The following is a 23,900-nucleotide window of genomic DNA, read 5'->3' on the forward strand; positions in this document are numbered from 1 at the left end:
GTGATGGCATATGAACATGAATAATCAACGAATCGTCGTAACTGGCATGGGAATTATTTGTTCAAACGGAAATAGTGTAAAAGAATTTTGGGATAATATTAAATCTGGGAAATCTGGTATTAAAGTAATCCAAAATATCGATATGGCTGAAATGGTAACAGATTATGGTGGAGAGATTGAAAACCTTCAGGTAGATGATTACTTCTTTAAGGATGAAATAAAGGATATGGATCGCTGTGGAAAATTAGGTGTCATGGCGGCAAGAGAAGCGGTAGAAAACGCAAAATTAAAAATAGAAAACTTTAATCCATACCGAATTGGAATATCATTAGGCACATCTTTAGGAGGCATGTTGAGCGGGGAAGAATTTCATAATCAGTGGATTAAAGATGGAATTGAAAAAGCAGATGAAACGTTACTTTTTAAGTATCCAATCCATACGCCCTGTGACAATATTACGCGAGACTTAAAAATAAAAGGGCCAAAAATGATTATTTCGAATGCATGTGCCGCTGGTACAAATTCAATTGGATTTGCGCTGGATACAATTCGAAATAACAAAGCAGATATCATGATAACCGGTGGTGTAGATCCCTTATCTAAATTGTCAATGAGTGGTTTTAATAGTTTACAAGCACTAGCACCAACGCCACCATCGCCCTATAGCAAGAGTAATGGCGTGGTAATCGGAGAAGGTGCAGCTATTCTTGTTTTGGAATCCTTAGATCATGCGGTTGAAAGAGGTGCAAATATCCTAGCTGAAGTAGTGGATTACGATTTATCTTCAGATGCATATCATCAGACGGCACCAGATCCGGGCGGGGAAGGTGCTTTGAGATCCATGCGAGGTGCTTTAAAGAAAGCCAATATAGATGCTAAGGAAGTAAGCTATATCAATGGACATGGAACAGGTACACCCGCAAATGATGTATCAGAGCCAAAAGCAATTCGTACATTAATTACTGAAAATAAGACACCAGTTTCTTCAACTAAATCAATGATAGGACATATGTTAGGAGCCGCAGGGGCGGCGGAAGCAGTAACAAGTATTCTTGCTATTCAACATGGATATTTACCTCCAACTATAAACTTTGAAGTTGAAAGTCAAAAGTTTAATCTAGATTTTGTACCTAACATAGGTAGGGTAAGTGATTTGAGTTATGTACTATCAAATTCATTTGCTTTCGGTGGAAACAATGCAAGTATTTTATTCTGTAAGTACAATGAGAATCACGAGTTATCAGAGGAAAAGGAAACGCTAATTAAAGAAAAAAAAGTCGTAATTACTGGTGTAGGGGGACTTGCTGGGAATTCTTCAAACCCTCAGGAAATTAAAGATTGTATGTTTAAGGGAAAGAGTGGTATCTCAAAGATTAAACAGTGGAATGACAATCCTAAGTGCATACAAGCCGGGAAAATACCAGAACAAAACTATCGAAGGCTAATACATCCTAATTTATTAAGGAAGATGGATTCAATTAGCAAACATGCAGTATTGTCAGTGAAAATGGCTATAGAAAACGGGAACTTAAAGATAGATAAAAATAATAGGGACAAGATAGGAATTATTTTTGCTACTGGTACAGGACCAGTAGGAACGGTAGAATCATTTAACCGGATTATTATCCAGGAGGGTGTTAAGGCCGCCAATGCTAAATTATTTCCAAACACAGTTATGAACGCAGCAGCTGGACATATTTCATTAAACTTTAAAATAAAAGGGCCTACTTCAACTATTTCATGTGGTGGGGTTTCTGGTATTAGTGCACTATACTATGCCCATGCCATGATTCAATCTAGTGATTATGACACATTTATTGTGGTAACGGCAGATGAAGTAAATAATCCAATAATAGAGGGACACTCAAAAATAAAAAGATACTTAACAACTGAGAATATAAGGCCTTTTGATTGTAATAGTAGTGGTACCATACTTGGTGAAGGGAGCGTTGCTTTTATTGTAGAAAGTGAGGAGGCAGCGTTAAAAAGAAATGGTAATATTTTAGCTGAAATTAAAGGTTTTGGATTAACATCTGATGACAGTAAAATAGGGGACTTAAATCATCTAGGAAAGGCATGGGAGGAATCCATGCGTTTAGCAATGAAAGAGGCAATGATTTCTCCAGAAGAGATAGAATATATTTGTGCAGCCGCCAATGGTCATACATATTTTGACCGTATTGAAGAGAGAGTTATAGAACGTATATTTGGTATCGGGGCTCCTGTTAGTGCTACAAAATCTATCTTTGGGGAAACCCATGCAACTGCAGGCCTTCTTTCTCTCATTAGTGTAATATGTGCATTTGATGGTGAAATACCAGCTACGCAAAATGTAAAGGGTCATAGAGGCAGAATAGATCTCGTCACAGAAAATCCTCGTAAGGCTCTAGTGAGCAATGCTTTAATTAGTACATATTCTTATGGTGGTAATTATAATTCTGTTGTAATAGGAAAATATTTAAATTAATTATTTATGTAGGAGGCCACTTTTATTAAGTATGTATCGGTCTCCTGCAAAATAAGCTATATAGTTTTTAAAGCTTAAGCTCTTATTTGAGCATATCAGAAAAACTATGAAGGAGCACAATGCCATGAAAGGTATCATTCTTGCAGGTGGGAGCGGTACTAGATTGTACCCCCTTACCCAAATTGTATCGAAGCAATTATTACCTATCTATGATAAACCCATGATTTATTATCCTTTATCAGTACTAATGTTGGCGGGTATCAGAGAGATACTAATTATTTCAACGCCACAAGATATTAATAAATTTGAGCAAATGTTAGGTGATGGTTCAAAATATGGAATTACTCTTTCATATACTGTTCAGCCTTATCCAGAAGGTATAGCACAAGCATTTATTATAGCTGAGGAATTTATTGGAAATGATAATGTAGCTTTAATTCTTGGCGATAATATCTTTTATGGTCATGGACTAACAGAATTACTAGAAAAGGCTGTTAAGAAGACTAGGGGAGCTACAGTTTTTGGTTATTATGTCAATGATCCAGAGCGCTTTGGGGTAGTAGAGTTTGATTCTAAAAAGCATGTAATTGATATCATGGAAAAGCCAAAGGAACCAAAATCAAACTATGCAGTAACTGGCCTGTATTTTTATGATAAACGTGTAATAGAAATAGCAAAAAACATTAAACCATCTAATCGTGGGGAATTAGAGATAACAGATATAAACAAAGAATATCTTGAAATGGGAGAATTAGAAGTTGAATTATTGGGAAGAGGCTATGCATGGCTGGATACAGGTACACACGAATCATTATTAGAAGCAGCACAATTTATAGAAACAATTGAGAAAAGACAGAGTTTAAAAGTAGCTTGTTTAGAAGAAATTGCATTTAAAAAGAAATATATAACTAAGCAACAACTATTAAAAATAGCAAATTCGGTAAAGGAAAATCAATACAGCCGATATTTACTAAGTGTTGCCCATCAATAGCATTTAAATGAATGGAGAGAGAAGAATGCGTAAAATTCATACAGCATTAGATGGTGTTTTTATTATAGAGCTTGATAAATGCAGTGACAAACGTGGTTACTTCATAGAAACATGTAATAAGAAAAAATTTGAATTTTTAGATTTACAGGGAGACTTTGTACAAGATAATCAATCATTATCTGTTCACACAGGCACGATACGTGGGCTGCATTATCAGTTGAATCCTAAAGCCCAAATGAAGGTAGTGAGCTGCATTTCTGGTTCTATTTACGATGTAGTAGTAGATATCCGAAAGGGATCTCCAACGTATGGGCAATGGTTCGGAACAATTTTAAGTGAGTATAATAACCGTCTACTTACCGTTCCTAAAGGGTTTGCACATGGTTTTTGTACTACAGAACCTAATACTATTGTCCAGTATAAAGTAGATGAGTATTATTCACCTAACCATGAAGGCGGAATTCAATGGAATGATGAAACGATAGGGATTTTTTGGCCAACTAATCAACCAATTTTATCAGAAAAAGATAGAAAACTACCTAGTTTAAAAGATACTAATATCAACTTTGTTTATGGAGATGATTGTAATTGAAATTATTAATAACGGGTGGGGCAGGATTTATTGGTAATAATTTTATTCGGTATATGTTAAAGAAATATCCTCAATACCAAATTGTAAATGTAGATTTATTAACATATGCAGGGAATTTATCTAATTTAAAGGAAATATCACTAAATCAAAATTATAAATTCATCAAAGGAGATATTTCAAATGAAATATTCATAGATAAGCTATTTAAAAAAGAGAAATTTGATTATGTATTAAATTTCGCAGCAGAATCTCATGTTGATAGAAGTATTAAAACTCCCCATATCTTTGTCCAAACTAACATATTAGGTACACAAGCCTTATTACACTCAGCATATAAAACAAAAGTGAAAAAGTTTGTACAAATTTCTACAGATGAAGTATATGGGACATTATCTCAAACAGGTGCGTTTACAGAGCATACACTAATAGCTCCTAATAGTCCTTATAGTGCAAGTAAAGCTAGTGCAGACTTAATGGTACGAGCGTATCATGAGACATTCGGTTTACCTATGAATATAACTCGTTGTTCCAATAATTATGGTCCCTATCAGTTCACGGAAAAATTAATACCATTAACAATAACGCATGCGTTAAATAATAAAAATATTCCTCTATACGGTGATGGATTACATATAAGAGATTGGCTTCATGTAGAGGATCACTGTGTAGCTATTGATTTAGTTCTGCATGGTGGAGCAGATGGGCACATCTATAATATCGGAGGAAATAATGAATATACTAATCTAGATATTGTACAAAAAATACTCAAATTCCTAAATAAAGATCAATCGCAAATTACATTTATCTCAGATCGCTTAGGACATGATCGACGTTATGCCATGGATGCTACTAAGTTGAAAGAAGAATTAGGTTGGACACCACACTATCTATTTGATGATGGGCTCACTCAAACAATTAAGTGGTATATAGATAACCGTACGTGGTGGGAATGAATTTTATTAACTAAAAATTACATAAGTTAAACGAGGAATTTTAAAATGAAGATACTGATAACGGGAGTAGATGGACAACTAGGACAAACTTTAATGCAAGTACTCAGCAGAACACATCATGAGCTATATGGTGTGAATCGAACCACGTTAGATATTACAAATAAAATAAGGGTTTACTCTTATATTGACAGAGTAAAGCCAGATGTAATTGTACACTGTGCAGCATTTACAAATGTAGATGGGGCAGAGAAAGATAAAGGTTTGGCATATGAAGTAAATGTATTAGGTACAAAATATATTGCTCAAGCCGCAGGAAGAATAAAATGTAAATTTGTATATATTAGTACGGATTATGTGTTTGATGGCGAAAAACATACACCATACAATCTTGTGGATCGTCCTAATCCATTAAATATATATGGAGAAACAAAATTGGCTGGAGAACATTTAGTAACAAAATACACGAATAACCATTTTATTATTAGAACTTCGTGGATATTTGGAAAGGGAGACGGTCACTTTATCGCTAAGATAAGAAAAATAGCAAATCTATACGGTGAAGTCCGCGTGGTATCTGACCAGTTTGGTTCACCTACCTATGTACTAGATTTAGCAAATTTTATTACAGAGTTAATAGAGACGGATCAATACGGATTATATCATGTGACAAACGAAGGAATATGTTCATGGCATGAGTTTGCAGTTGAATTTTTTAAAGACTTCAATAAAGACATCAATATAATTCCCTTAACGACGGAAGACCTCCCGCAAATAGCCAATAGACCTAAATATTCAGTGCTAAGCAAAGATTGCATTATCCTGAATGGATTAAAACCATTAAGACATTGGAAAGAAGCATTAAAAAAGTATAAGGAACAATTTAATAGTAGATAATCATTTTAATTTATATAAATTTAGCCAGTAAATATAGCTTTATTTTTTGGTAAGTTGCAGTTGAATTTTTTAGAAATTTGTCGTTTATAAAGTATGAACTGTAAAATAAAAAACCACTACAAATAAAAAACCACTACTTAAAGTAGTGGTTTTTTATTTTACAACTATACATTAAATCGTAACAAAAGCCATTATACATTCGCTGAAAGATTAACGGTACATTTACTATTTTAGCATATTAACATTCAAATAAATGTTCCAATCTAGTGAACTTTAAAATTTTGCTTACTTCGATATAAAAGCTTTTTATAGTATAAAATAAGTTCATCACGGAGGGAATTTAAATTATAAATCTTTCTTTGCATATATTTTCAGAGATAGTAGCATTGATATAAGACCAATAACAATTGAGATAATACAAGGCATCCATGTTAGGACAGTTGGTGAGAATGGAAAGATAATTTTAAAATTGATGTGACTTGATTGTAGACCCCGTATAAGAGTAGGAGCAACAAAAGGTATTAAAAAGGCAGTTAAAAGTAATATGATTTTTGTTTTATCATAACCAAATTTAAATTGAACAGGAAGGAGTATCCCAAATAAAATACTTAGAGTTAGAAACGTTATTCCAAGAGCACTAGTGCTTAGGTTTTCTATACCTGATGGTGCGATGACCGATATAATTACACGGATAATGGATGCACAAATAAAAATTACAAAAAGAAAAAGATACTTCGCTTTTACAAATGCGCTTCGTGTATATGGAGTTGCACAAAGTAAAGCAGCTCCCTTGTACTGATCCTCAAATTTGGATACTGTTCCGAACAGAATATATTCCATCAAAATCACTGTTAAAAGAAAGCTAACAAGGCCGCCATCATTTAATTGCAATTGTGTAGAAAGATATATAGGAGCAATTGCAGCAAAAACGAGTAAAATTAGAAAATATTTTTTGACTAACATAAAGTCTTTCATTACTAAGTTAATTAGCATAGCTATCCCCCCCAATATATGAAAGCATAATATCCTCAATAGTTGGTCTTTCCATTAATACATCAGGCATGAGTCGACGTACGTCATCTTTTTTATTAGTAATTCCTTCGAATTCGTAGTGAGTTTGATGCAAATTTTAAAAAAGGTTTTTTGTTTGCTCATTAATGAAGCGATTACTGCCCTTTACCCATGCATGCGAGTCTATTAACATATCTTTTTCATCATTAACTAAAATTTTTCCGTCATCAATTAAAATAATCATATCAGCAATTTTATCTAGATCAGAGGTAATATGAGTGGGAAAAATACGCTTTTCCCTGGTTCTTTCATAAAATTAAGGAGAATATCCATTAATTCACTTCGTACTAATGGATCCAAGCCACTTGTTGGTTCATCCATTAGTAATAGATCTGCGTGATGAGATAGAGCCAAAGCAACTGCAAATTTCATTCGCATCCCTTTGGATAAGGTAGAAATTTTCTGTTTTAGATTTAAATTAAACTGTTTAATGTAATCTTGAAAAACGGGTTCATCCCAATCAGTATAGGAAGGAGCAATGATATTTTTCACTTCTTTCAATGTTAATTCATCATAAAAATATCCCTCATCTAGCACAATACCAATTTTGTTTTTGGACTTTCTTTCATGCTTATCCATATCGTTTCCTAAAAAATTAATTTTTCCAGAATCTTTTAAAATTAGACCAAGGATTGCTTTAATTGTAGTGGTTTTCCCAGAACCATTGGTACCGATAAATCCTGTTATACAGTCGTTATTAATTCTAAAAGTAACATCTTTTAACGAGAAATTTTCGTAACATTTATTTAAATTATTTACTTCTAACATAACATTCATTTTTTATTCTCCTCCTTCATTTACAAAAAGCATAAAAGATTACAAACAGGTCAAACTCTATATTAATTAAAAACGTTAAGATATTAGAAAGAAGCACTAAAAGAGAATAAGGAGTAAATAATCATTTAAATTAGTTCAATTTCAATTTATTGTAACTCTATCGTTTTTAAATTATTAACTTCAAAACAAAAAAGCCCCTTACTTTAGTGGCTTTTTTGTGGGTAATGAAGATCAAACACTAAATTGAAACACGATCCGTTACGCATTCACTGAAAGGTTGACCGCTTACATTAATTATTTTAGCATAGTTGGATTCAATTGAATGTTCCAATCTGGTGAACTTTCAAATTTGAATTAATTTAAAATATAGCATGGGTTTGTATTTTAAAGGAGCAAAAGTAGGGAAAGGTATGTCCCTAAAAAAGTAATAAATTTACTTATACCAACTTAGATACAAGTAAGTTTAGTTTATGGAGTTATTATTAAATTATTTAATCAAAAATTTAATAATAGTAGCTTATTGAAAATGTGACAAGATCCTCTTTTAGAATTAAGAAGCCTTATATAGAATTTGGTTAATTGACTTTTCTCTGAAAGAAGTCCATGATAAAATAGTTCACGTATGAACAATACGAAGATGAACTATATGTAAAGAGAGGAAGTTACTACAATGGTACAAAAAAATCAAAGCCTCAAAATAGGGGCAGAAGTTGTACAGTCATTTGTAGCAATAAACAAAGAAATTATAAAACTTACAAATCAAAATGCCTCTAGTTTAGGATTAACAGTACAACAAATGGGGATCTTAAACACAATTTATAGGATTCCTAATATTACCCTTAAAAGTATTTCAGAACGACTTTCAGTACCTAAGAGTACCGTGAGTGTAAATGTGGATGAATTAGTCAATCTAGGATTAATCGAGCGAAATCCCTCATCTGAAGATCGTAGAGAGATAAAATTGAAAGTAACAATGAAGGGGCAAGAAACATCACAAAAATCTATTGAAAATTCTACTTCCTATAAAGCAATGTCATTAGCATTAGAACAGCTTGAGGAGACAGAAATTCAAACATTATTGCATATGCATAAAAACATATTAAATTCTTTACGTTCTTGAAAATTCTAATCCCTCTCTAAATAGAAATAGAAAAAATACCGATTTAAAAAGTTGAGAAAATTTAAATATAAAAGCCTAATTTCTCATTGTAATAAGTGAGAAATTAGGCTTTTATTATTTTTTTAAAGCGCCCTTTAATAGGATAATTAAAATGCTAATTTGATTTGCTAAAGAACTATAACGACATATGCCTTTGCATGCTTTAAAACACCTAGCTAAATAAAAAGGGAAGATAAACTTAAAACTGTTTGCTTACTTTATAAGTTAAATATTTCTAGGGGGGAATCTTATTTTATTGAAAATTGAAATGTTAAGTAATATTCCTATTGCTATTAAATTAACCATTAAAGAACTTCAACCAAAACTTATAAATGGAAATGGAGTACCCGTAAGAGGAAATAGTCCTGTAATACCACCTAAATTTACAATGGATTGTATACCAATCATACACCCTATACCAATTGCTATAAAACTGCCAAATGGATTTACACATAACTATGCAATTTTTAAAGAGCGAAGTATTATGGCCCAAAAAGAAGATGGCACAATAATGTTTCTAGTGATAGATGGTAGACAAACACATAGCATAGGAACCACGTTAAAAGAGTGTCAAGATATTCTATATGAAAAAAGAGCAATAAATGCAATGGCAATGGATGGAGGATCCTCTGCTACTCTATATTTAGGAGGCAGGGTTATAAATTCACCTTCTACATTATCACATGAAGATCGTTATTTACCGAATGCTTGGGTGGTAACAGCAAATCCGAAACATTCGATAAATTTGATACAAATATTATATCTCATTAAATAGTACTAAGAAGCAAATGTAAATATGAAATAAACCAATTAATGTAAAATTTATATTATGTATTTTTTATGTAATAAAACTGTATTTCAAGCGAAATATATATAATATTTAAACCCTTATTTCTTTATTTTTTCCTATTCTTCCTAAACTATCTTTAATAGTTGTTTCCCCAAGTTGAGTATATAACAAGGCTGTATCTTGACTGGTATGCCCAAGCTGCTGCATCACTTGTAACGAGTCTTTTTCTTCCATATATAACTTATTTGCCAATGTATGTCGTAATTTATGGGGAGACATTCTTTTACCGTAGGCCTTAGTATATTTTTCTACTATATCTTGGATAGCCCTAACGGAAAGAGGCTGTGCAGTATGTTTATACTTCGATAAGAATACATTTTGTAATTCTTTCCCTGGAGCGTATTTGTTATCTCTGATTTCCATATACTTTTCAAGGTCATTCAATGCAATTGGAGTAATCCATACTGAATCTTCTTTATTTCCTTTGCGGATTACATCAATTAGTCTTTCTTTTAGGTTTATATCCTCCATACGAAGATCGGCTAATTCACTTACACGAATACCACTACCAAGAAAGAGGGAGAGGATAGCTACATCACGATCTTTATCCCTAAGGAAATAGAACAACTGATGTTTTGTTAAAGATTTTTCATGTTCGTACTTAACGTAATTCAAAAATTCTTGATCGTCATCATTATGAAATATTTTGGATCTCATACGTTTTGCACGAGCATTTAATGTTTCTTTATCTTTGTGTATTTCTATTTTAGCCATTACATTTCTATAAAAATAACATTCTCCATCTTCATTCTCTGATAGGGAGGTAAGGTACTTAAATAAAGATTTTAAGGCCGAAATTTTTCTGTTAACAGAGGAATTCTGCATGTTTTGTTGTAGTTTTAGAAACCTCATAAAGTTCTCAACATCTTTTTTCTTTAAATTCTCCAAATCAGAGAAGGATATGTCTTTAATGGGCTTAAATTCAATAATTTGTTCAGATAATAGCCAATTAAAGAAGACTCTAAAATCATATACATAATTCAGTAGGGTGGAGGGAGAGGCATCATGCAATTCTTTGTACTCCACAAATTCTTCTATGTAAAAGGGCATTTCATTTAAATTCTCGTATAATTTCTTACGATGTACGGATTTTTGACGTTGTTTGCTGTAATCCATAAAAATCACCTCACATATACTATAACAGAAAAGATACACGAACACAAGTTCGCATTAAATTCAATTTTTACACAGACTTATTTACATAATTAAATTATGGGATACTAAAATATACTCCAAATTAAATAAGGATGGTGTAGTCATTCTAATAAAATTATAGATAAGCACGCGATAAATCTGTATTAAGCTATAAGAATTAGTACAAAAATCACATTAACAGGTGTGCAAAATAAAAAAAATTCATATATAAATATAAATTCATACAAAATAAATACATTTTAATCATGATTATTAGGAGTTAAATAGATCAACATAAGAAAAAATTTTATAAATTGAAATGTAATTTACTATAAAAATTTTCAATGAGTAGTTTAGTATTTGATAATTTCTATATAAAATATGAATTATATGGACACATACCAATATACGGAGACTCATGCTAACAAGCTCGAAATCCCTAAATACTGTATTAGATTTTTATTTATATATCTTATTGTTCGTAAAAACGGTATTTCGTGCAAACTTATAAATATTAGAAAAATAGTAGCTTTACTATCATCTTCCTATTGTTAATTAGCCCTTATTTGTTTTCTAGCTAGTGCTTCAATTACATCTTTAATATCTTTCTCAAGGGATCTTACTGAATATGATGAAATCATACTCTCACCCTTTCATATATCAATTATGTTTAGGATATATACTCAAAAAATACAAAGTGATATTGTGAGCAGAATGAAAAATATAAAAAGGTTAATTTAGAAAAAGCACTGCCAAAGTCTTCAGCAATGCCTTTTGATTAGACGTACTTTGATAATGAACGTCTACTTTTTTCTATACGTTTGCTCATGAATAGAAGAAAAATTATTATTTATCATAGGTTCTGTATGCTTTTTTTTAGCATAATAACGGTATAATTCTATCTCTCTATCAAATTTAAAGTTTCACTTCGAAGTGTACTATTATCTTTAAATATTCCTTTATAGGACGAAGTTATAGTCATTGAACCAGGTTTTTTCACACCTCTCATTGTCATACACATATGCTCAGCTTCAATTACTACAATTACTCCTTTTGGCTTTAAAGTTTCAAAAATTACATTAGCTAATTCATTGGTTATTCTTTCCTGCACCTGTGGTCTTTTACATATGGTTTCTAAAGCTCTAGCTAACTTGCTTAACCCAGTTACTTTTCCATTATTAGGAATATAACCTATATGGGCGCTTCCAAAAAAAGGTACCAAATGATGTTCACACATAGAATAGAACGGAATTTCTTTGACTAATACCAATTCTTCATGATTTTCATTAAATATTTTTAACAAGTGTTTTTCAGGGTTTTGACCTAAACCTTGAAAAACTTCCTTATACATTTTTGCTACTCGCTTTGGGGTTTCTAAAATACCTTCCCTATTAATATCTTCACCAATTGCTTCAAGAATCATTTTTACTGCTACTTCAATTTTGTCAGTATCTATTTCTCCACTTTGGATTGTTTTTAAGCTCATATATTATCTCCACCTTATTAATTTATTCATAATATGCCCTTATTTATACGCCTCGTTTATTTCCCCATACTAACGCGTGAAGTTGAGGTAATACTTTTGCATCATTCATTTCTTTACACTGTACAGTTTTTTCAATCAACCGTTCATATTTCTGTAATAAGTTTTTAATAAGCGCTGCATCATCCATCGTTTTCGTATCATCGTTACCAACTTGTAAAAAAAATGGTACATGCGGATATCGCTTGTGTACCTTTACTGCATATTCAAAATCGTAATCTTCAAATACAACTACTTTTAAACTAAAATCTTTTCTTTCTAATTTACGAATAATAGAATCTAGCATTATAAAATCTGTTTTCATCTTTGAACTTGGTGGTTTAGGCGAAATTGTCACTTCTTCAATTTGAAGTAACCATTCTTGCCACTTACTCCCTTGCGTCTCAATCGCTGTACGAATTCCATTCTCTTTTAATACAGTAATAAGAAACTGAATATTTTTCAGCAAAACAGGATTCCCACCTGAAATTGTAACGTGAGAAAAATTTTCTCCACCAATTTCAACAAGTTCATTCCAAATTTCTTCTGGCGCCATTTGTCTAACTTGTTGTTTTGCTGAGCCATCCCATGTAAAGGCTGAATCGCACCAAGAGCAGCTATAGTCACAACCTGCTGTGCGAATGAACATCGTTTTTTGTCCGATAACCATTCCTTCTCCTTGAATGGTTGGGCCAAATATCTCCAACACAGGAATCTTACTCATCAAGTATCCACTCCCGTCTTACTTCTGCATAACTCGTTGGTGTTTCAAAAAGACGTACGAATTCGACACGAGCTCCTTTATATTCTTCTGCTCGATACCCTTTTGTTAATGCTTCCGCCATCTTTTCATAAATCCAGACAACCATATTTTCCGCAGTCGTATTCATCACTGGTAATGTCTCATTTAAATAGCGATGATCTAAATAAATTTCGATTTCATTTTTCCAAATTTCTTTTATATCTCCAAAGTCAATTGCAATTCCAATATCATTTACATATCCACTAATCCCAAATACAACTTTATATGTATGACCATGTAAATTTTTGCATTTTCCTTCATAACAGTGCAAATGGTGTGCTGCATCAAATGTAAATTCCTTGCTGACCATTACTCTTTTATTATGGTATTTTAATTGCTCAAGCTGAATATCCTTGTCCATTTTTTGCAAATTTTCAACAATGCGAAACCCGAAAAAGTTTTCCATTATTTATTCCCCTCTTTGCGTTCTTGTAGATACGTATCTAACCCTGCTTTACGAAGTTGACATGCTGGACATTCACCGCAACCATCACCTATGATTCCGTTATAACATGTTAATGTTTTTTCTCTAATAAACTCGAATGCGCCAAGTTCATCAGATAATTTCCATGTGTCTGCTTTATCAATCCACATAAGTGGTGTATGAATGACAAATGGATAATCCATAGATAAATTTAATGTAACATTTAACGATTTCACAAACACGTCACGGCAATCTGGATAACCACTAAAATCAGTTTCACATACACCCGTTACAATATGACGAGCTCCAACTTGTTTTGCTAATACTGCAGCAAATGATAAGAATAGTAAATTCCGCCCATCTACAAATGTCGATGGTAATTCACCTTCTTCGTGTGTAATCTCCATATCTATTCTTGTTAACGCGCTTGGAGCTAGCTGATTTAGTAGGCTCATATCTATTACTGTATGTTTAATGTCAAGCTCGTTCGCAATTTCCGCTGCACAATCAATTTCTAACTTATGACGTTGATTGTAGTTAAATGTTACAGCTTCCACCTCCGCAAACTGTTGCATTGCCCAAAATAAACATGTTGTACTATCTTGTCCACCACTAAAAACAACTATTGCTTTATCATTAGAGTACATTTTATTCTCCCCTTAACTACTTGCACTGTTATAATATCTTAAGGCAAACTTCCAAAAATAAATTGAAATAATAAAAAATCCAATAGAATAACCTATTAACATGAATACATCGTTTAGTTCTAATCGATTAATTAAAGCATAAGTTGGAATATTACTAACAATAACAATAGGAAAAATAAATAAAAAAACAAATCGACTTATTCCTTTATATAAGGAAGATGGGTATCTAAGTAATGTCATAGTACCAAGAAATAACTCATGCATACCTTCAACTTTGGTTAACCATATAGATAAAGTCATTAAAATAAACCACATAGAATACGAGAGTATAATCCCTAAAAACAATAGACCCAAGAAAGAAAATCCATTTACAATACTAACACTCTCTCCCTTTTGTAATAATGCATAACTAATTAACAGTATGGCTGGTAAACAGTTCCCTAAATTCCCTAAATCAAGCTTTCTTAATGAAACTAGAAATTGACTATTAATAGGTTTAAACAATATCTGATCTAAACTTCCTTGGTTAACTAAACTCGGTATATAAGGTAGATTATTAATAAAAAGAGTAAACATCAAAGATTTTATCAACTCACTTGTTCCAATTAACAAATAAATATCATTTGTATTCCAACCATTAATATTACCAAAACTATCAAATATACTATTAAAGAATACTAATGTAACAATGAACCAAACAACGCTATCTACTATATTTAAAAAAAAGTTAACTCTATACATCATAATATTACTTAAATTAATTTTAAGAATTGCTTTTAACATTTTTAAATATCTAATCATATTTATGCACCAACAGATTCATATTTATTTAACCCCTTCTTCCAAAGTACTCTAATAAGGACATAGAAAACTAAAGACCATATCACTTGTGAAATTAATCCATTTACAATTTCAGCGCTACTTAAATTTCCTAAATATACATTTACAGGAAAGTGAATTAAGTATGAAAAAGGTAAAAACTGAGTTATTGTATTTAACGGAGCTGGTAAAAATTCAAGTGGAATAAGCGATCCAGATAATAATTCTAATACTATATCTACAGTAAAGAAAAAGGATGATATCTCTACAAAGTAAAATGAGAAGAGTGATATCAAATAATAAATCATATAATATAGTATTAATGCTCCTACTATTGAAAGAATGAACAGGAAAGTATATTTTAGGGTTGGCAAAAGGAAATAATCCCTGTTCAGGAATATTATCGGTATTATCGGTATCACTGACATCACTAAATGAATAATTTTGTTACCTAAATTATGACTGAACCAATATCCAAAATATGAAAATGGTTTTATTAGATATTTTGATAATTCACCAGATTGTATTTCATCATTTATCGACCAGTGCATTTCAGGAATTAGCAAAAGTTCAATTAACTTAGCAATTATTACATAAGTAATCATCATTTCAAGAGTATAACCTTGTATATTGCTTTTTGTTTCAAAGAGAGAATGCCACAATAGTATTAAAGCCACAAGCGGTATTAAACCAAAAATCATATATAATACAACATTCATGCGATACTGAAAAACCGCTTGAAATGAAAGCATCATTGGTTTTAAATACTTCTTCATACTGTTATTTTCACTCCAGTCGATTCCATTGAATAAATATCTTCAATGAGGTCTTGTGATGACATTTCAGTCAAATTGTAGTCAATAACATTGAATTCTTTTAATATGCTAGATATGGTCTCGTTCACTAACTTTTCTTGCACTTTTATTGTTACACTAAATGTATCCGACTCTTTAACTTCTCCATATTTCTTAAGATCTTGAGAATCTATTTCATTTTCAAAGCTAAGATATATATATTTATAACTCTTAATTTCTTCTTTTATTTTTTTGAAATTGTTATTAAAAACAACTTCTCCATTCTTCAATATTATTAATTCTTCACATAACTCATATATATCCGGGAAATAATGACTGGTTATTACAACTGTTGTATTTCTTTCTTTGCAATAATTTTTGAGAAAATTCCTAATATTCTTTTGGGCGAGAAAATCCAATCCAATAGTCGGTTCATCTAAAAATAATATCTTAGGTGAGTGTAAGATTGATGCGATTAACTCACATTTCATTCTCTCTCCTAACGATAGATTCCTTACTGGCGATTTAAGAATTTCTAATACCCCAAGATTTTTAGCTAATTCATCTACATTCTTTTTAAACTCTGTATCAGACAGTTCATATATTTCTTTATGTAATAAAAATGTTTCGTAAGGGGAAAGATCCCACCATAGCTGATTTTTTTGTCCTAAAACAACACCAATAGACTTTAAAAAATCATTCTTCTTATCATGGGGGTTAAATCCATTTACCAAGATTGTCCCGGAAGTAGGTTTAATTAACCCAACCATGGCTTTCATTAAGGTAGACTTACCAGCACCATTCGCGCCAATAAGCCCTATTATTTTACCTTCTTTTACTTTAAATGATACATCACTTAAAGCAGTAACCTTGACTTTTTCTCTTTTAAATAAACTTTTGAAAGAGTTTATTAATCCTTCTTCAATTTTTACTCTTTCAAAAGTTTTCGATACATTTTCAATTTCAATGATATTCATCTTCTCTCTCCTTTTTACTACTTACTTACCACTCTAAAAACTTCTGCAAATTGCACTCCTGCCTGCATACCCCTATAAGAATTTAGCCCCAAAACTCCATCAACCAAATTTAATGTTTTAAGTTGGGATTCATATTTTTTAATTGATGCTTTTTTCAGTTCAATAAACCTGGTAATATCTTTTACAACCTGATAGTTTTTCATGGGAGTCCATACTTCATACTGTAAACACATCGGAGCACAATTCTCTTTTAAGAACCCTGATTGACACAGAAATATTGCTTCTGATACAACTTCATTTACTATTCGATGATCCCTATCACTTTCCATATTATGGGGGAAATAAATAAAATTAGGCTTATATTTTGAGATTTCATGAATAAGTTCTTCTACAAAATCTAAAGAATACACAAGTGATCTGTCTGGTTTCTTTAAAAATTTAACATTTTCTTTTTCTACCCCTAATGTATTACAAGCATTTATACACTCGTTCTCTCTATTTGAAATAATTTCATTTAAATCCCCTTCTCCCCCAGATAAATCTCCTTTTGTAATTATTATTACTTTTACATGTTCACCCTTACTAATAGCTTGAGCAATTGTTCCACCACAGCCAATGACTTCATCATCATGGTGTGGCGCTATAACTAAATGTTTTTTTACAATATCCTTCACTCAGCATCACCTTTATTGAACAGGTAAATTATTTACCTATTATTTAAATTAACTGGATACATTTTATTTCCACTAGAAAAATATACTTTTTTCAGAGCGACTATTTAAATTGTATATCATTAAAATTTTCCCCTTGCTGCCTACACTCGTACACCATAAATTCACTATTCCTTCCAAAAGGATTTTTATTGTAATCACCATAAAAATTTTTTATATTGAATCCTTCTATCTCTAAGAGATACTGCATTTCGGATGGTAAAGTATACTTTGCAAGAAATCTAAAATTTTTTTCACTTAAAAAATTATCTGCTATGTCATAAACTTCAAAATAACAAGTGGTTTCAACTATTTGCTTATAATGATCTGCTTTTACGACATCCCATGATTTAATTTTATATTTTTTAAGATTCTCTCCTTTAATAGAACTATTTCCTCCATCACTCACTCTCTTAGAATAAGGAAGAATAGTTGGAGGTGTAATAATATCGAAAACAAAAATCCCGCCTTCTTTTAATAGTAATTTAATGTTCCTAAGAGCTAATTTTTGTTGTGACGATGTAAGTAAATATTCAAATACACCACCAGACATAAATATAAAATCAAATTTTCTTTCAGACTTAAAATCTGTAGCAGAGGAAACCTTAAATTCTATTTTATCCTTAATATTTGGCATCTCCTCTAACTTCTTACTGGCTTTTTCAATCATTCCTGCTGATATATCAACACTAGTTACATTCGCGCCTTTTTCAGCAAGAATAAAAGATAATCTACCAGTACCGCACCCCAAATCTAAAACTTCATCATCTGGTTTTACCAAACTACTGTAAAAATCAAAAATACCATCAGGTTCTGGGATGATAATGTCGTATAATTCAGAAATTTCATCGTATTGTTGCTGCATTGTTTTCCTCCTTAATGCATTTCTTTTTTATATCCCCTATAAAAGGCAAGCTGCCAAAATATGAGATAGAAAGCAGTTAAATAACCGTATTTTTTTTTGATATACTTATATGAGTTAATAATGGACTTCGTTTTATTTTTAGGTTCATAATAACCATCTTTTTTGTGTAAAACCCCACGTGCATGACCTACACCATAATTAAATGAACTTTTCAAATCTTGCTTAATGCTTAACTCTGGATGAATAATTCTTGCTTTATCATCATATAAAATCTTAAGATTTGCAGATTTAACTCTAATATCAAAATCATAATCCTCTGTCCAAGATAAATTCTCATCAAAATAATATCCATTTACCTTCGCTAAGATTTCTTTATTAAATGCCAATGGAGGTGAATATGCATTTTTTTTGCAAGTATGTATATGTCTTGCGCGTGCAATGATTTTTCCAATTTTGCTGTTAAAGGAAAACATCACCCTTCCTTTAGCCAAAGGTCCTGCATCTAATAATTCGAATAATTTATTGATGGTACCTGGTAGAAAAACACAATCTGAATCCATAATTAACACATTATCTTTACTAGAAATATCAATTCCATAATTATAAGCTTTTGCTAAATTAGGTGTAGGTAATTCCCCAATTACTGCATTGCTAGAATAAGCGATTTTTTTTACTTCTTCTGTTGCACCATTTAAGACAACGACAACCTCTACATTTTCATCAATACTTTTTAAACACTTTTCCAATCTAACATCATTATAAGCTGGTATTACAATTGATAGATTCAACATATCTACTCACCTTATTTAAACAATTATCCATACTACTCAAAACTTCATCTAAACAATAAAATTCCCCTGAATCCTTTAACTCGACTAATTTATCTTTATTATTTCTATATGTTTCTATATCTGGGGTTAAAAGAAAAGTAATTCCTAGGTCCATACAAATATCTTTAATTACAGGAGCCATTGAATATTTTTTTGCCGGTATACCATATTGTACTACTGCATCGTATGAATTTGATTCTAGGTAGCTCCTAATTCTTTGTATCAATTTTTCCCTATATTCTTTCATTAATTCTTCATAAATTACTGGATCCTCAATGTCATCCATCCAATCGTACGCACAAAAAGTAGGATTCATTTGGTATTCATATGGTATAATTCCCGCATTTGATAGAATAATTGGATGAACCATTGGGTATTTATTTGTAACTTCTCTAATTTTTTTACCAATATATGAAAAATCATATGGTTTAGCCCAAGAACAAACTTGTAAAAAAGCAATTCTTTTCCCTTGAGGCTTTTCGTAATATTCCCCACAAAAATATTCCTGCCATGTATTGAACTCTTCGTGATGAATATACTTTGAGCAAGCTCCTCGTTTAAAAACTGTTTCCTCTTTTATTAAATCTAATAGTATATATTCTGGGTAGTTAGGATAACCTTTTTTATTAAGTATCGAATCCTTTACCCTTTCATCCTGTAGATTAGAATAATTTCTATTTCTCAAAATCTCTCCTCCTTTATTTAAGAATTAAAAATGAACCTAATAAAAGGGCATCCATCTCTGATCCATAAAATGACCTAATGGCATCATTTGGGTTACATATAATTGGTTCTTTTCCTACATTAAACGATGTATTCATAACTGCTGGAATTCCTGTTTTTTGGTAAAAGTTATAGATTGTTTCATAATAATCAGAATTCATACCCCTTGTAACTACTTGAGCCCTTGTTGACCCATCAACATGAACTATTGCTGGAACTAAATGATGTACCTCTTTTTTTACAGTAGAATTTAACAGCATATAAGGGTTATTTATTTTTTCTTCTAATACTACAGAAGCGTTTTCATCTATGATGCTAGGAGCCAATGGTCTCCATTGCTCTCTTTTCTTAATAGTATTTACTTTATTTAACATATCCCTATTCTGAGGGTTAGCTATTATGCTTCTATTTCCTAAAGCTCTAGGACCAAATTCCATCTTTCCAGAAAATCTTCCTATTATCTTATTTTGAATTAATAACTCGGAGCATTTATCATATTTATTAGAACCTAATTCTATATATGATAAATTATATTTTTTTAATATATTTAAGATACTAGAATCAGAAAATTCCGGACCAGAATATACATGATTTTCAGTGAACATAGGCGCTATACCATTTTTGGCAAGAAACCATGTAGCTGCTCCAATACTTACCCCACTATCTGAAGCACCTGGTTGAATGTACAAATTATCCACTTCTGGTAAATCAGCTATAATTCTATTTGCTATACAATTTAATGCTACTCCTCCCGAAAGACACAAATTATCAATTCCAGTTAGATTAACAGCTTTTTTTACAAGCTTAACAATTGCTCTTTCCAAGGCTGCCTGACCTGAGGCTGCAATATTTTTATATTCCATTACTGATGAATTCATTAATAGTATTGAATCTATTGAATTATATTCATATTTAATATAATTAGGAGCCATTTTTGTTATACTATTAATAGCTTTTATCCAATCTTTTAATACCGAAAAATATTTACCATTCATACTAACTGGATTTTTATTTGGTTTCAAAGGATTTTCCAGTATTTCAGGAAATTCAAATATTTCTTCCCCGTATGAAGATAGGCCCATTAACTTCCCTTCATTATGCCTCCCTAAACCTGAAAATACAGTTAATGCTTCATAAAAAATACCTAAAGAATGTTCCAACGGGTATTTTTCTAGTACTTCTATTATATTACCTTTTCCTTTTGCTATCGTTATTGACTCTTCTTCTCCACTTCCATCAATAACTATTATGGTAGCTTCATTGAATCCCGAACTAAAGAACGAACCAGAAGCATGTGCCAAATGATGAGAACACATATGGATTTGAGGATCTTTATCTCTCTTAAAAATTCCCTTCGGAAAAATCTTTTCAAGACATTCTTCTTTGTTAAGCTTCTTAGAATACTTTTCAAAATATAGTTGTTCTACATCCCATCCCATAACAATATGATCTACTTCATTTGGAGTAATTTTAGCTTCCTTTAAACAATAAGCTATTGAATTATATGGAATTTTATCTAATGCCTTTTTTTGACGAATAAACCTTTCTTCTTCAGCTGCAGCTATTAATTTACCATTATAAAATAAACACGCACTTGCATCATGAATATCAAAGTCCCATCCATTGACTCCTAAAACATACATTATATTACCTCGCAGTTATTTTATATTTTTCTTCTAATCTCATAATATTCTTGCGGAAATAGGGTAGGTTTATCTATTAATCGTACAAAAACCAGCATATCCGTTTGAATATATAAATTTTGAAATGTGCCTTTGGAAAAGCCAATGCTATCCAAGTCTTTTTTTATTAATTCTTCATCAATGTAAGGCTCTTCAGCCACTTTATAAGAACTTAAATCGTGAATAATTTCTTTTAAATAAAAGCCTAAAGAGGTCAAGAAATTCTGCAAATAAACCGCTCTATTCCCTAATCTTTTAACACTTACATTTAAAAAAATTAAATCACCCTTTTGACCTTTTAATAATTCATTAGCTCTATTTAACCACAAATCTAACCCTCTACCATCATCTATAGGGTCACAATGTATTGCATCATACTTATTCCTTAAATCTTCTATAACTTCATTTCTAACATCAAAATTATAAAAATTAATATTATTATTTTCGTTTTCCAAATATTCAACTAATTCTCTGTCAATATCCCCTACACTTATTTCTCTGTTTTTATATTGTTCAAGGGCCAAACTTGTATAATCATCGTCTCCGCAAAAAAAGATATTTTTATTAGATGATAACTCTTGATTTATTATTTCAGCTCTCCTCAGTGAACTATCCCAAGTAGCTTTAAATTGAGCATAATTTTTTTTGTTTATTTTATTCGTATATACTGTATTAGGAAAAGCGGTTGGTTCATATAAAATACTACTTGTTAAATCTTGTGAAAACCTTATTTTATTTTCTATAATTTCAACTAAATTTCTTTCTTTTAATACTTTTAATAATCTTAAAGCCAAACTTAAAGTCCCAGTTATTTTGACTAGATCATCTAAAGTATCTACAGTATTAATGGACTTCCAAATTATAAATTCAAATTGTTTTTCACTAATTTCATACCATTTTTTCCAAAAATTCAAAAGTACCCCTCTGTTTTTTAATTTTGGTACTTTATCTAACTCTTCTTCATAGTCTAATTCAATAAATCTTTCATATAATAAAATAATCTTATTTTCTTTCATACTGTATACCCTACCTTAAAAAAAGTTACATATACAGTTAAACTGCATATGTAACCTCCTTATTTTAAAACTTAACCTAATGTCTTGCCTGCACGAATTAATAAATCCTCTTCATCTAATTCAAGATCTTCAAGCTCTAGCATTTCTTCATGAATATATTCCTTTTCCATTTCACATTCCCCCTTTTATAGATAATTTTGTATTCCAAATGTTTGTAACAGAGCTGCACAACCAATATTAGCATAAAAGTAGAATTTTCTGATTAATAAAAAAATTGTATTTGTAGATAAAATTTGTTCAGAAAATTAAGTTAAATTTTTCCTGATAAAACAATACTAGGAATAATTATGGGTATTTATTTTATTTAAGTTTTTATATTATGATTTTTTAAAAACCCAGTATAGAGCCTTTTCTTAGAGATTTTTGTCGATTTTTCTTTTTATAAATTTTTCAAAAAATGTTTATTTTCGTGGGTTATTGGGGGATGTCTATTTTATGGGAGGCAAGACAGAAAGAGGCTATATAATAACTTATATAGTTTTAAAACACGCCACTTTATAAACCCTTTTAGCTTTATCAAAATTATAAAATGGTTCTCTTTCTCTTTGGACTATACAAATTCTATTCTTATAGAAGAACAAAAGAAAAAAGGCACATTTTTGCCCAGTTCGGCTTATTATCCGGATGAATTAGAAAATCATCATTTGAGATTAAGTTATTCTTATATGAGTGAAAAAGAATTAAAAGAGGGTGTTAAAGTTTTATGTCATATATTCCATTTGGTTATTTCAGCGAAGACAACTCATGACAATTCACCATTCTTTTAATTACAGTAAGGCAACAGATGATTTATAGTTCAATAAATCTATTCAATCTTATAAAAATAACAATGTGTCATAGGTGCCATCGCTAATCTATGAGGTAAGTTCATTTTCCCTCCTTCCCCGCAGATACTGCAATAAAAAATTTTGAAACAGCTTTTGGCGCTTCTTCTTTGCTAACGGAGTTAGCAGCCATTGTAAAAGCAGCTGAAAAATAGCCGGAATTATTCGAGCAATAATTGCAATGGTAAAATTAGTTGTAAATATCAATAAAATATTGAATATTGCAACAAACAACTAATTATAACAAAGTATATAGACTGCACTCAGCCTTTTATGTTACCTATTTGTAGCATCTTTTTTGTGCGCAATCGAACACT

The 23,900-nt window shown here is 31.1% G+C and carries 21 protein-coding genes and 4 pseudogenes; 7 read left to right on the plus strand and 18 right to left on the minus strand.

The genetic code is table 11. The annotated features are described in order from the left end of the window. The first annotated feature begins 10 nt into the window (after window positions 1-10). The 5 genes from DT250_RS18390 (at window position 11) to rfbD (ending at window position 5,897) form a co-directional block, all read left to right on the plus strand. Window positions 11-2,467 carry a beta-ketoacyl-[acyl-carrier-protein] synthase family protein gene (locus DT250_RS18390; protein WP_149213498.1) on the plus strand — a complete coding sequence of 819 codons (2,457 nt, stop codon included), beginning with the start codon at window positions 11-13 and terminating at the stop codon, window positions 2,465-2,467. Window positions 2,468-2,591: 124 nt separating this feature from the next. Then, the gene (gene rfbA, locus DT250_RS18395) at window positions 2,592-3,458 is read left to right on the plus strand and encodes a glucose-1-phosphate thymidylyltransferase RfbA (RefSeq protein WP_098210630.1); all 867 of its coding nucleotides are present in this window, start codon (window positions 2,592-2,594) and stop codon (window positions 3,456-3,458) included. A gap of 25 nt (window positions 3,459-3,483) precedes the next feature. Then, complete coding sequence (rfbC, locus tag DT250_RS18400; RefSeq protein ID WP_149213499.1) at window positions 3,484-4,050, plus strand: dTDP-4-dehydrorhamnose 3,5-epimerase; 567 nt, start codon at window positions 3,484-3,486, stop codon at window positions 4,048-4,050. Continuing rightward, on the plus strand, window positions 4,047-5,003 hold the full coding sequence (rfbB, locus tag DT250_RS18405) for a dTDP-glucose 4,6-dehydratase (protein ID WP_098082756.1): 957 nt from the start codon (window positions 4,047-4,049) through the stop codon (window positions 5,001-5,003). The genes rfbC and rfbB overlap by 4 nt, the downstream gene beginning before the upstream one ends. Before the next feature lie 45 nt (window positions 5,004-5,048). Beyond that, window positions 5,049-5,897, plus strand: a complete 849-nt coding sequence (rfbD, locus tag DT250_RS18410; protein WP_149213500.1) for a dTDP-4-dehydrorhamnose reductase — start codon at window positions 5,049-5,051, stop codon at window positions 5,895-5,897. 345 nt (window positions 5,898-6,242) lie between these two features. On the opposite strand, the gene DT250_RS18415 is transcribed toward rfbD, so the two are convergent. Then, a complete protein-coding gene (locus DT250_RS18415) occupies window positions 6,243-6,890 on the minus strand; it encodes an ABC-2 transporter permease (RefSeq protein WP_149213501.1) in 648 nt (215 codons plus the stop codon). Continuing rightward, window positions 6,880-7,745, minus strand: a pseudogene (locus tag DT250_RS18420) (ABC transporter ATP-binding protein). Before DT250_RS18420 ends, DT250_RS18415 begins: the two are co-directional and overlap by 11 nt. Window positions 7,746-8,415: 670 nt before the next feature. Between DT250_RS18420 and DT250_RS18425 the strand changes: the two are divergent. Next, window positions 8,416-8,865 (plus strand): MarR family winged helix-turn-helix transcriptional regulator, encoded by a 450-nt coding sequence (locus DT250_RS18425; RefSeq protein WP_149213502.1) that lies wholly within the window; start codon window positions 8,416-8,418, stop codon window positions 8,863-8,865. Between the two features lie 264 nt (window positions 8,866-9,129). Here DT250_RS18425 and DT250_RS18430 read toward each other — a convergent pair. Next, window positions 9,130-9,390 (minus strand): annotated as a pseudogene (locus DT250_RS18430) (FtsW/RodA/SpoVE family cell cycle protein); the annotation flags it as partial. Between DT250_RS18430 and DT250_RS18435 the strand changes: the two are divergent. Further along, a pseudogene (locus DT250_RS18435) lies at window positions 9,380-9,679 on the plus strand (phosphodiester glycosidase family protein); the annotation flags it as partial. The pseudogenes DT250_RS18430 and DT250_RS18435 overlap by 11 nt on opposite strands. Before the next feature lie 105 nt (window positions 9,680-9,784). On the opposite strand, the gene xerS reads toward DT250_RS18435, so the two are convergent. The 15 genes and pseudogenes from xerS to DT250_RS32325 form a co-directional block, all read right to left on the minus strand. After that, window positions 9,785-10,870 (minus strand): tyrosine recombinase XerS, encoded by a 1,086-nt coding sequence (gene xerS / locus DT250_RS18440; protein ID WP_149213503.1) that lies wholly within the window; start codon window positions 10,868-10,870, stop codon window positions 9,785-9,787. 916 nt (window positions 10,871-11,786) lie between these two features. Next, window positions 11,787-12,374 (minus strand): GTP cyclohydrolase I FolE, encoded by a 588-nt coding sequence (gene folE, locus DT250_RS18450; RefSeq protein ID WP_097816156.1) that lies wholly within the window; start codon window positions 12,372-12,374, stop codon window positions 11,787-11,789. A gap of 43 nt (window positions 12,375-12,417) precedes the next feature. Beyond that, the gene (gene queE / locus DT250_RS18455) at window positions 12,418-13,134 is read right to left on the minus strand and encodes a 7-carboxy-7-deazaguanine synthase QueE (protein WP_071714037.1); all 717 of its coding nucleotides are present in this window, start codon (window positions 13,132-13,134) and stop codon (window positions 12,418-12,420) included. Then, the gene (gene queD / locus DT250_RS18460) at window positions 13,127-13,618 is read right to left on the minus strand and encodes a 6-carboxytetrahydropterin synthase QueD (protein WP_016513434.1); all 492 of its coding nucleotides are present in this window, start codon (window positions 13,616-13,618) and stop codon (window positions 13,127-13,129) included. The genes queE and queD overlap by 8 nt, the downstream gene beginning before the upstream one ends. Beyond that, window positions 13,618-14,283, minus strand: coding sequence for a 7-cyano-7-deazaguanine synthase QueC (gene queC / locus DT250_RS18465; protein WP_149213504.1), 666 nt, complete (start codon window positions 14,281-14,283; stop codon window positions 13,618-13,620). Before queC ends, queD begins: the two co-directional genes overlap by 1 nt. A 12-nt stretch (window positions 14,284-14,295) precedes the next feature. Further along, on the minus strand, window positions 14,296-15,084 hold the full coding sequence (locus DT250_RS18470; protein ID WP_000621954.1) for an ABC transporter permease: 789 nt from the start codon (window positions 15,082-15,084) through the stop codon (window positions 14,296-14,298). A 2-nt stretch (window positions 15,085-15,086) separates the two neighbouring features. After that, window positions 15,087-15,878 (minus strand): ABC transporter permease, encoded by a 792-nt coding sequence (locus DT250_RS18475; RefSeq protein WP_016513432.1) that lies wholly within the window; start codon window positions 15,876-15,878, stop codon window positions 15,087-15,089. Beyond that, window positions 15,875-16,873 (minus strand): ABC transporter ATP-binding protein, encoded by a 999-nt coding sequence (locus DT250_RS18480; protein WP_149213505.1) that lies wholly within the window; start codon window positions 16,871-16,873, stop codon window positions 15,875-15,877. The genes DT250_RS18475 and DT250_RS18480 overlap by 4 nt, the downstream gene beginning before the upstream one ends. Window positions 16,874-16,890: 17 nt before the next feature. Further along, window positions 16,891-17,547, minus strand: coding sequence for a PIG-L deacetylase family protein (locus DT250_RS18485; protein ID WP_149213506.1), 657 nt, complete (start codon window positions 17,545-17,547; stop codon window positions 16,891-16,893). Window positions 17,548-17,647: 100 nt separating this feature from the next. Further along, a complete protein-coding gene (locus DT250_RS18490; RefSeq protein WP_149213507.1) occupies window positions 17,648-18,448 on the minus strand; it encodes a class I SAM-dependent methyltransferase in 801 nt (266 codons plus the stop codon). Between the two features lie 11 nt (window positions 18,449-18,459). Next, on the minus strand, window positions 18,460-19,239 hold the full coding sequence (locus DT250_RS18495) for a glycosyltransferase family 2 protein (protein WP_149213508.1): 780 nt from the start codon (window positions 19,237-19,239) through the stop codon (window positions 18,460-18,462). Continuing rightward, window positions 19,205-19,963, minus strand: coding sequence for a DUF5591 domain-containing protein (locus DT250_RS18500; RefSeq protein WP_097854090.1), 759 nt, complete (start codon window positions 19,961-19,963; stop codon window positions 19,205-19,207). Before DT250_RS18500 ends, DT250_RS18495 begins: the two co-directional genes overlap by 35 nt. Before the next feature lie 13 nt (window positions 19,964-19,976). Continuing rightward, entirely contained in the window at window positions 19,977-21,644 is a 1,668-nt protein-coding gene (locus DT250_RS18505) for a carbamoyltransferase family protein (RefSeq protein WP_149213509.1), read from the minus strand. A gap of 20 nt (window positions 21,645-21,664) precedes the next feature. Then, the gene (locus DT250_RS18510) at window positions 21,665-22,699 is read right to left on the minus strand and encodes a bis-aminopropyl spermidine synthase family protein (protein ID WP_149213510.1); all 1,035 of its coding nucleotides are present in this window, start codon (window positions 22,697-22,699) and stop codon (window positions 21,665-21,667) included. 942 nt (window positions 22,700-23,641) lie between these two features. Then, window positions 23,642-23,799: pseudogene (locus tag DT250_RS32325) on the minus strand (MFS transporter); the annotation flags it as partial. Window positions 23,800-23,900: the final 101 nt, after the last annotated feature.

This window comes from Bacillus sp. AR2-1, from assembly GCF_008368755.1.
Lineage (GTDB): Bacteria > Bacillota > Bacilli > Bacillales > Bacillaceae_G > Bacillus_A > Bacillus_A wiedmannii.

What these genes read in the sequence shown, in the direction of transcription:
- DT250_RS18475 (WP_016513432.1), bottom strand. Translation starts at nt 15,878, where the DNA reads ATGAAGAAGTATTTAAAACCAATGATGCTTTCATTTCAAGCGGTTTTT.
- queE (WP_071714037.1), bottom strand. Translation starts at nt 13,134, where the DNA reads ATGAGTAAGATTCCTGTGTTGGAGATATTTGGCCCAACCATTCAAGGA.
- DT250_RS18510 (WP_149213510.1), bottom strand. Translation starts at nt 22,699, where the DNA reads ATGAAAGAAAATAAGATTATTTTATTATATGAAAGATTTATTGAATTA.
- DT250_RS18470 (WP_000621954.1), bottom strand. Translation starts at nt 15,084, where the DNA reads ATGATTAGATATTTAAAAATGTTAAAAGCAATTCTTAAAATTAATTTA.
- rfbA (WP_098210630.1), top strand. Translation starts at nt 2,592, where the DNA reads ATGAAAGGTATCATTCTTGCAGGTGGGAGCGGTACTAGATTGTACCCC.
- queC (WP_149213504.1), bottom strand. Translation starts at nt 14,283, where the DNA reads ATGTACTCTAATGATAAAGCAATAGTTGTTTTTAGTGGTGGACAAGAT.
- DT250_RS18495 (WP_149213508.1), bottom strand. Translation starts at nt 19,239, where the DNA reads ATGTTGAATCTATCAATTGTAATACCAGCTTATAATGATGTTAGATTG.
- DT250_RS18425 (WP_149213502.1), top strand. Translation starts at nt 8,416, where the DNA reads ATGGTACAAAAAAATCAAAGCCTCAAAATAGGGGCAGAAGTTGTACAG.
- DT250_RS18390 (WP_149213498.1), top strand. Translation starts at nt 11, where the DNA reads ATGAACATGAATAATCAACGAATCGTCGTAACTGGCATGGGAATTATT.
- rfbD (WP_149213500.1), top strand. Translation starts at nt 5,049, where the DNA reads ATGAAGATACTGATAACGGGAGTAGATGGACAACTAGGACAAACTTTA.
- DT250_RS18505 (WP_149213509.1), bottom strand. Translation starts at nt 21,644, where the DNA reads ATGTATGTTTTAGGAGTCAATGGATGGGACTTTGATATTCATGATGCA.
- DT250_RS18480 (WP_149213505.1), bottom strand. Translation starts at nt 16,873, where the DNA reads ATGAATATCATTGAAATTGAAAATGTATCGAAAACTTTTGAAAGAGTA.
- rfbC (WP_149213499.1), top strand. Translation starts at nt 3,484, where the DNA reads ATGCGTAAAATTCATACAGCATTAGATGGTGTTTTTATTATAGAGCTT.
- DT250_RS18490 (WP_149213507.1), bottom strand. Translation starts at nt 18,448, where the DNA reads ATGCAGCAACAATACGATGAAATTTCTGAATTATACGACATTATCATC.
- DT250_RS18415 (WP_149213501.1), bottom strand. Translation starts at nt 6,890, where the DNA reads ATGCTAATTAACTTAGTAATGAAAGACTTTATGTTAGTCAAAAAATAT.
- queD (WP_016513434.1), bottom strand. Translation starts at nt 13,618, where the DNA reads ATGGAAAACTTTTTCGGGTTTCGCATTGTTGAAAATTTGCAAAAAATG.
- xerS (WP_149213503.1), bottom strand. Translation starts at nt 10,870, where the DNA reads ATGGATTACAGCAAACAACGTCAAAAATCCGTACATCGTAAGAAATTA.
- folE (WP_097816156.1), bottom strand. Translation starts at nt 12,374, where the DNA reads ATGAGCTTAAAAACAATCCAAAGTGGAGAAATAGATACTGACAAAATT.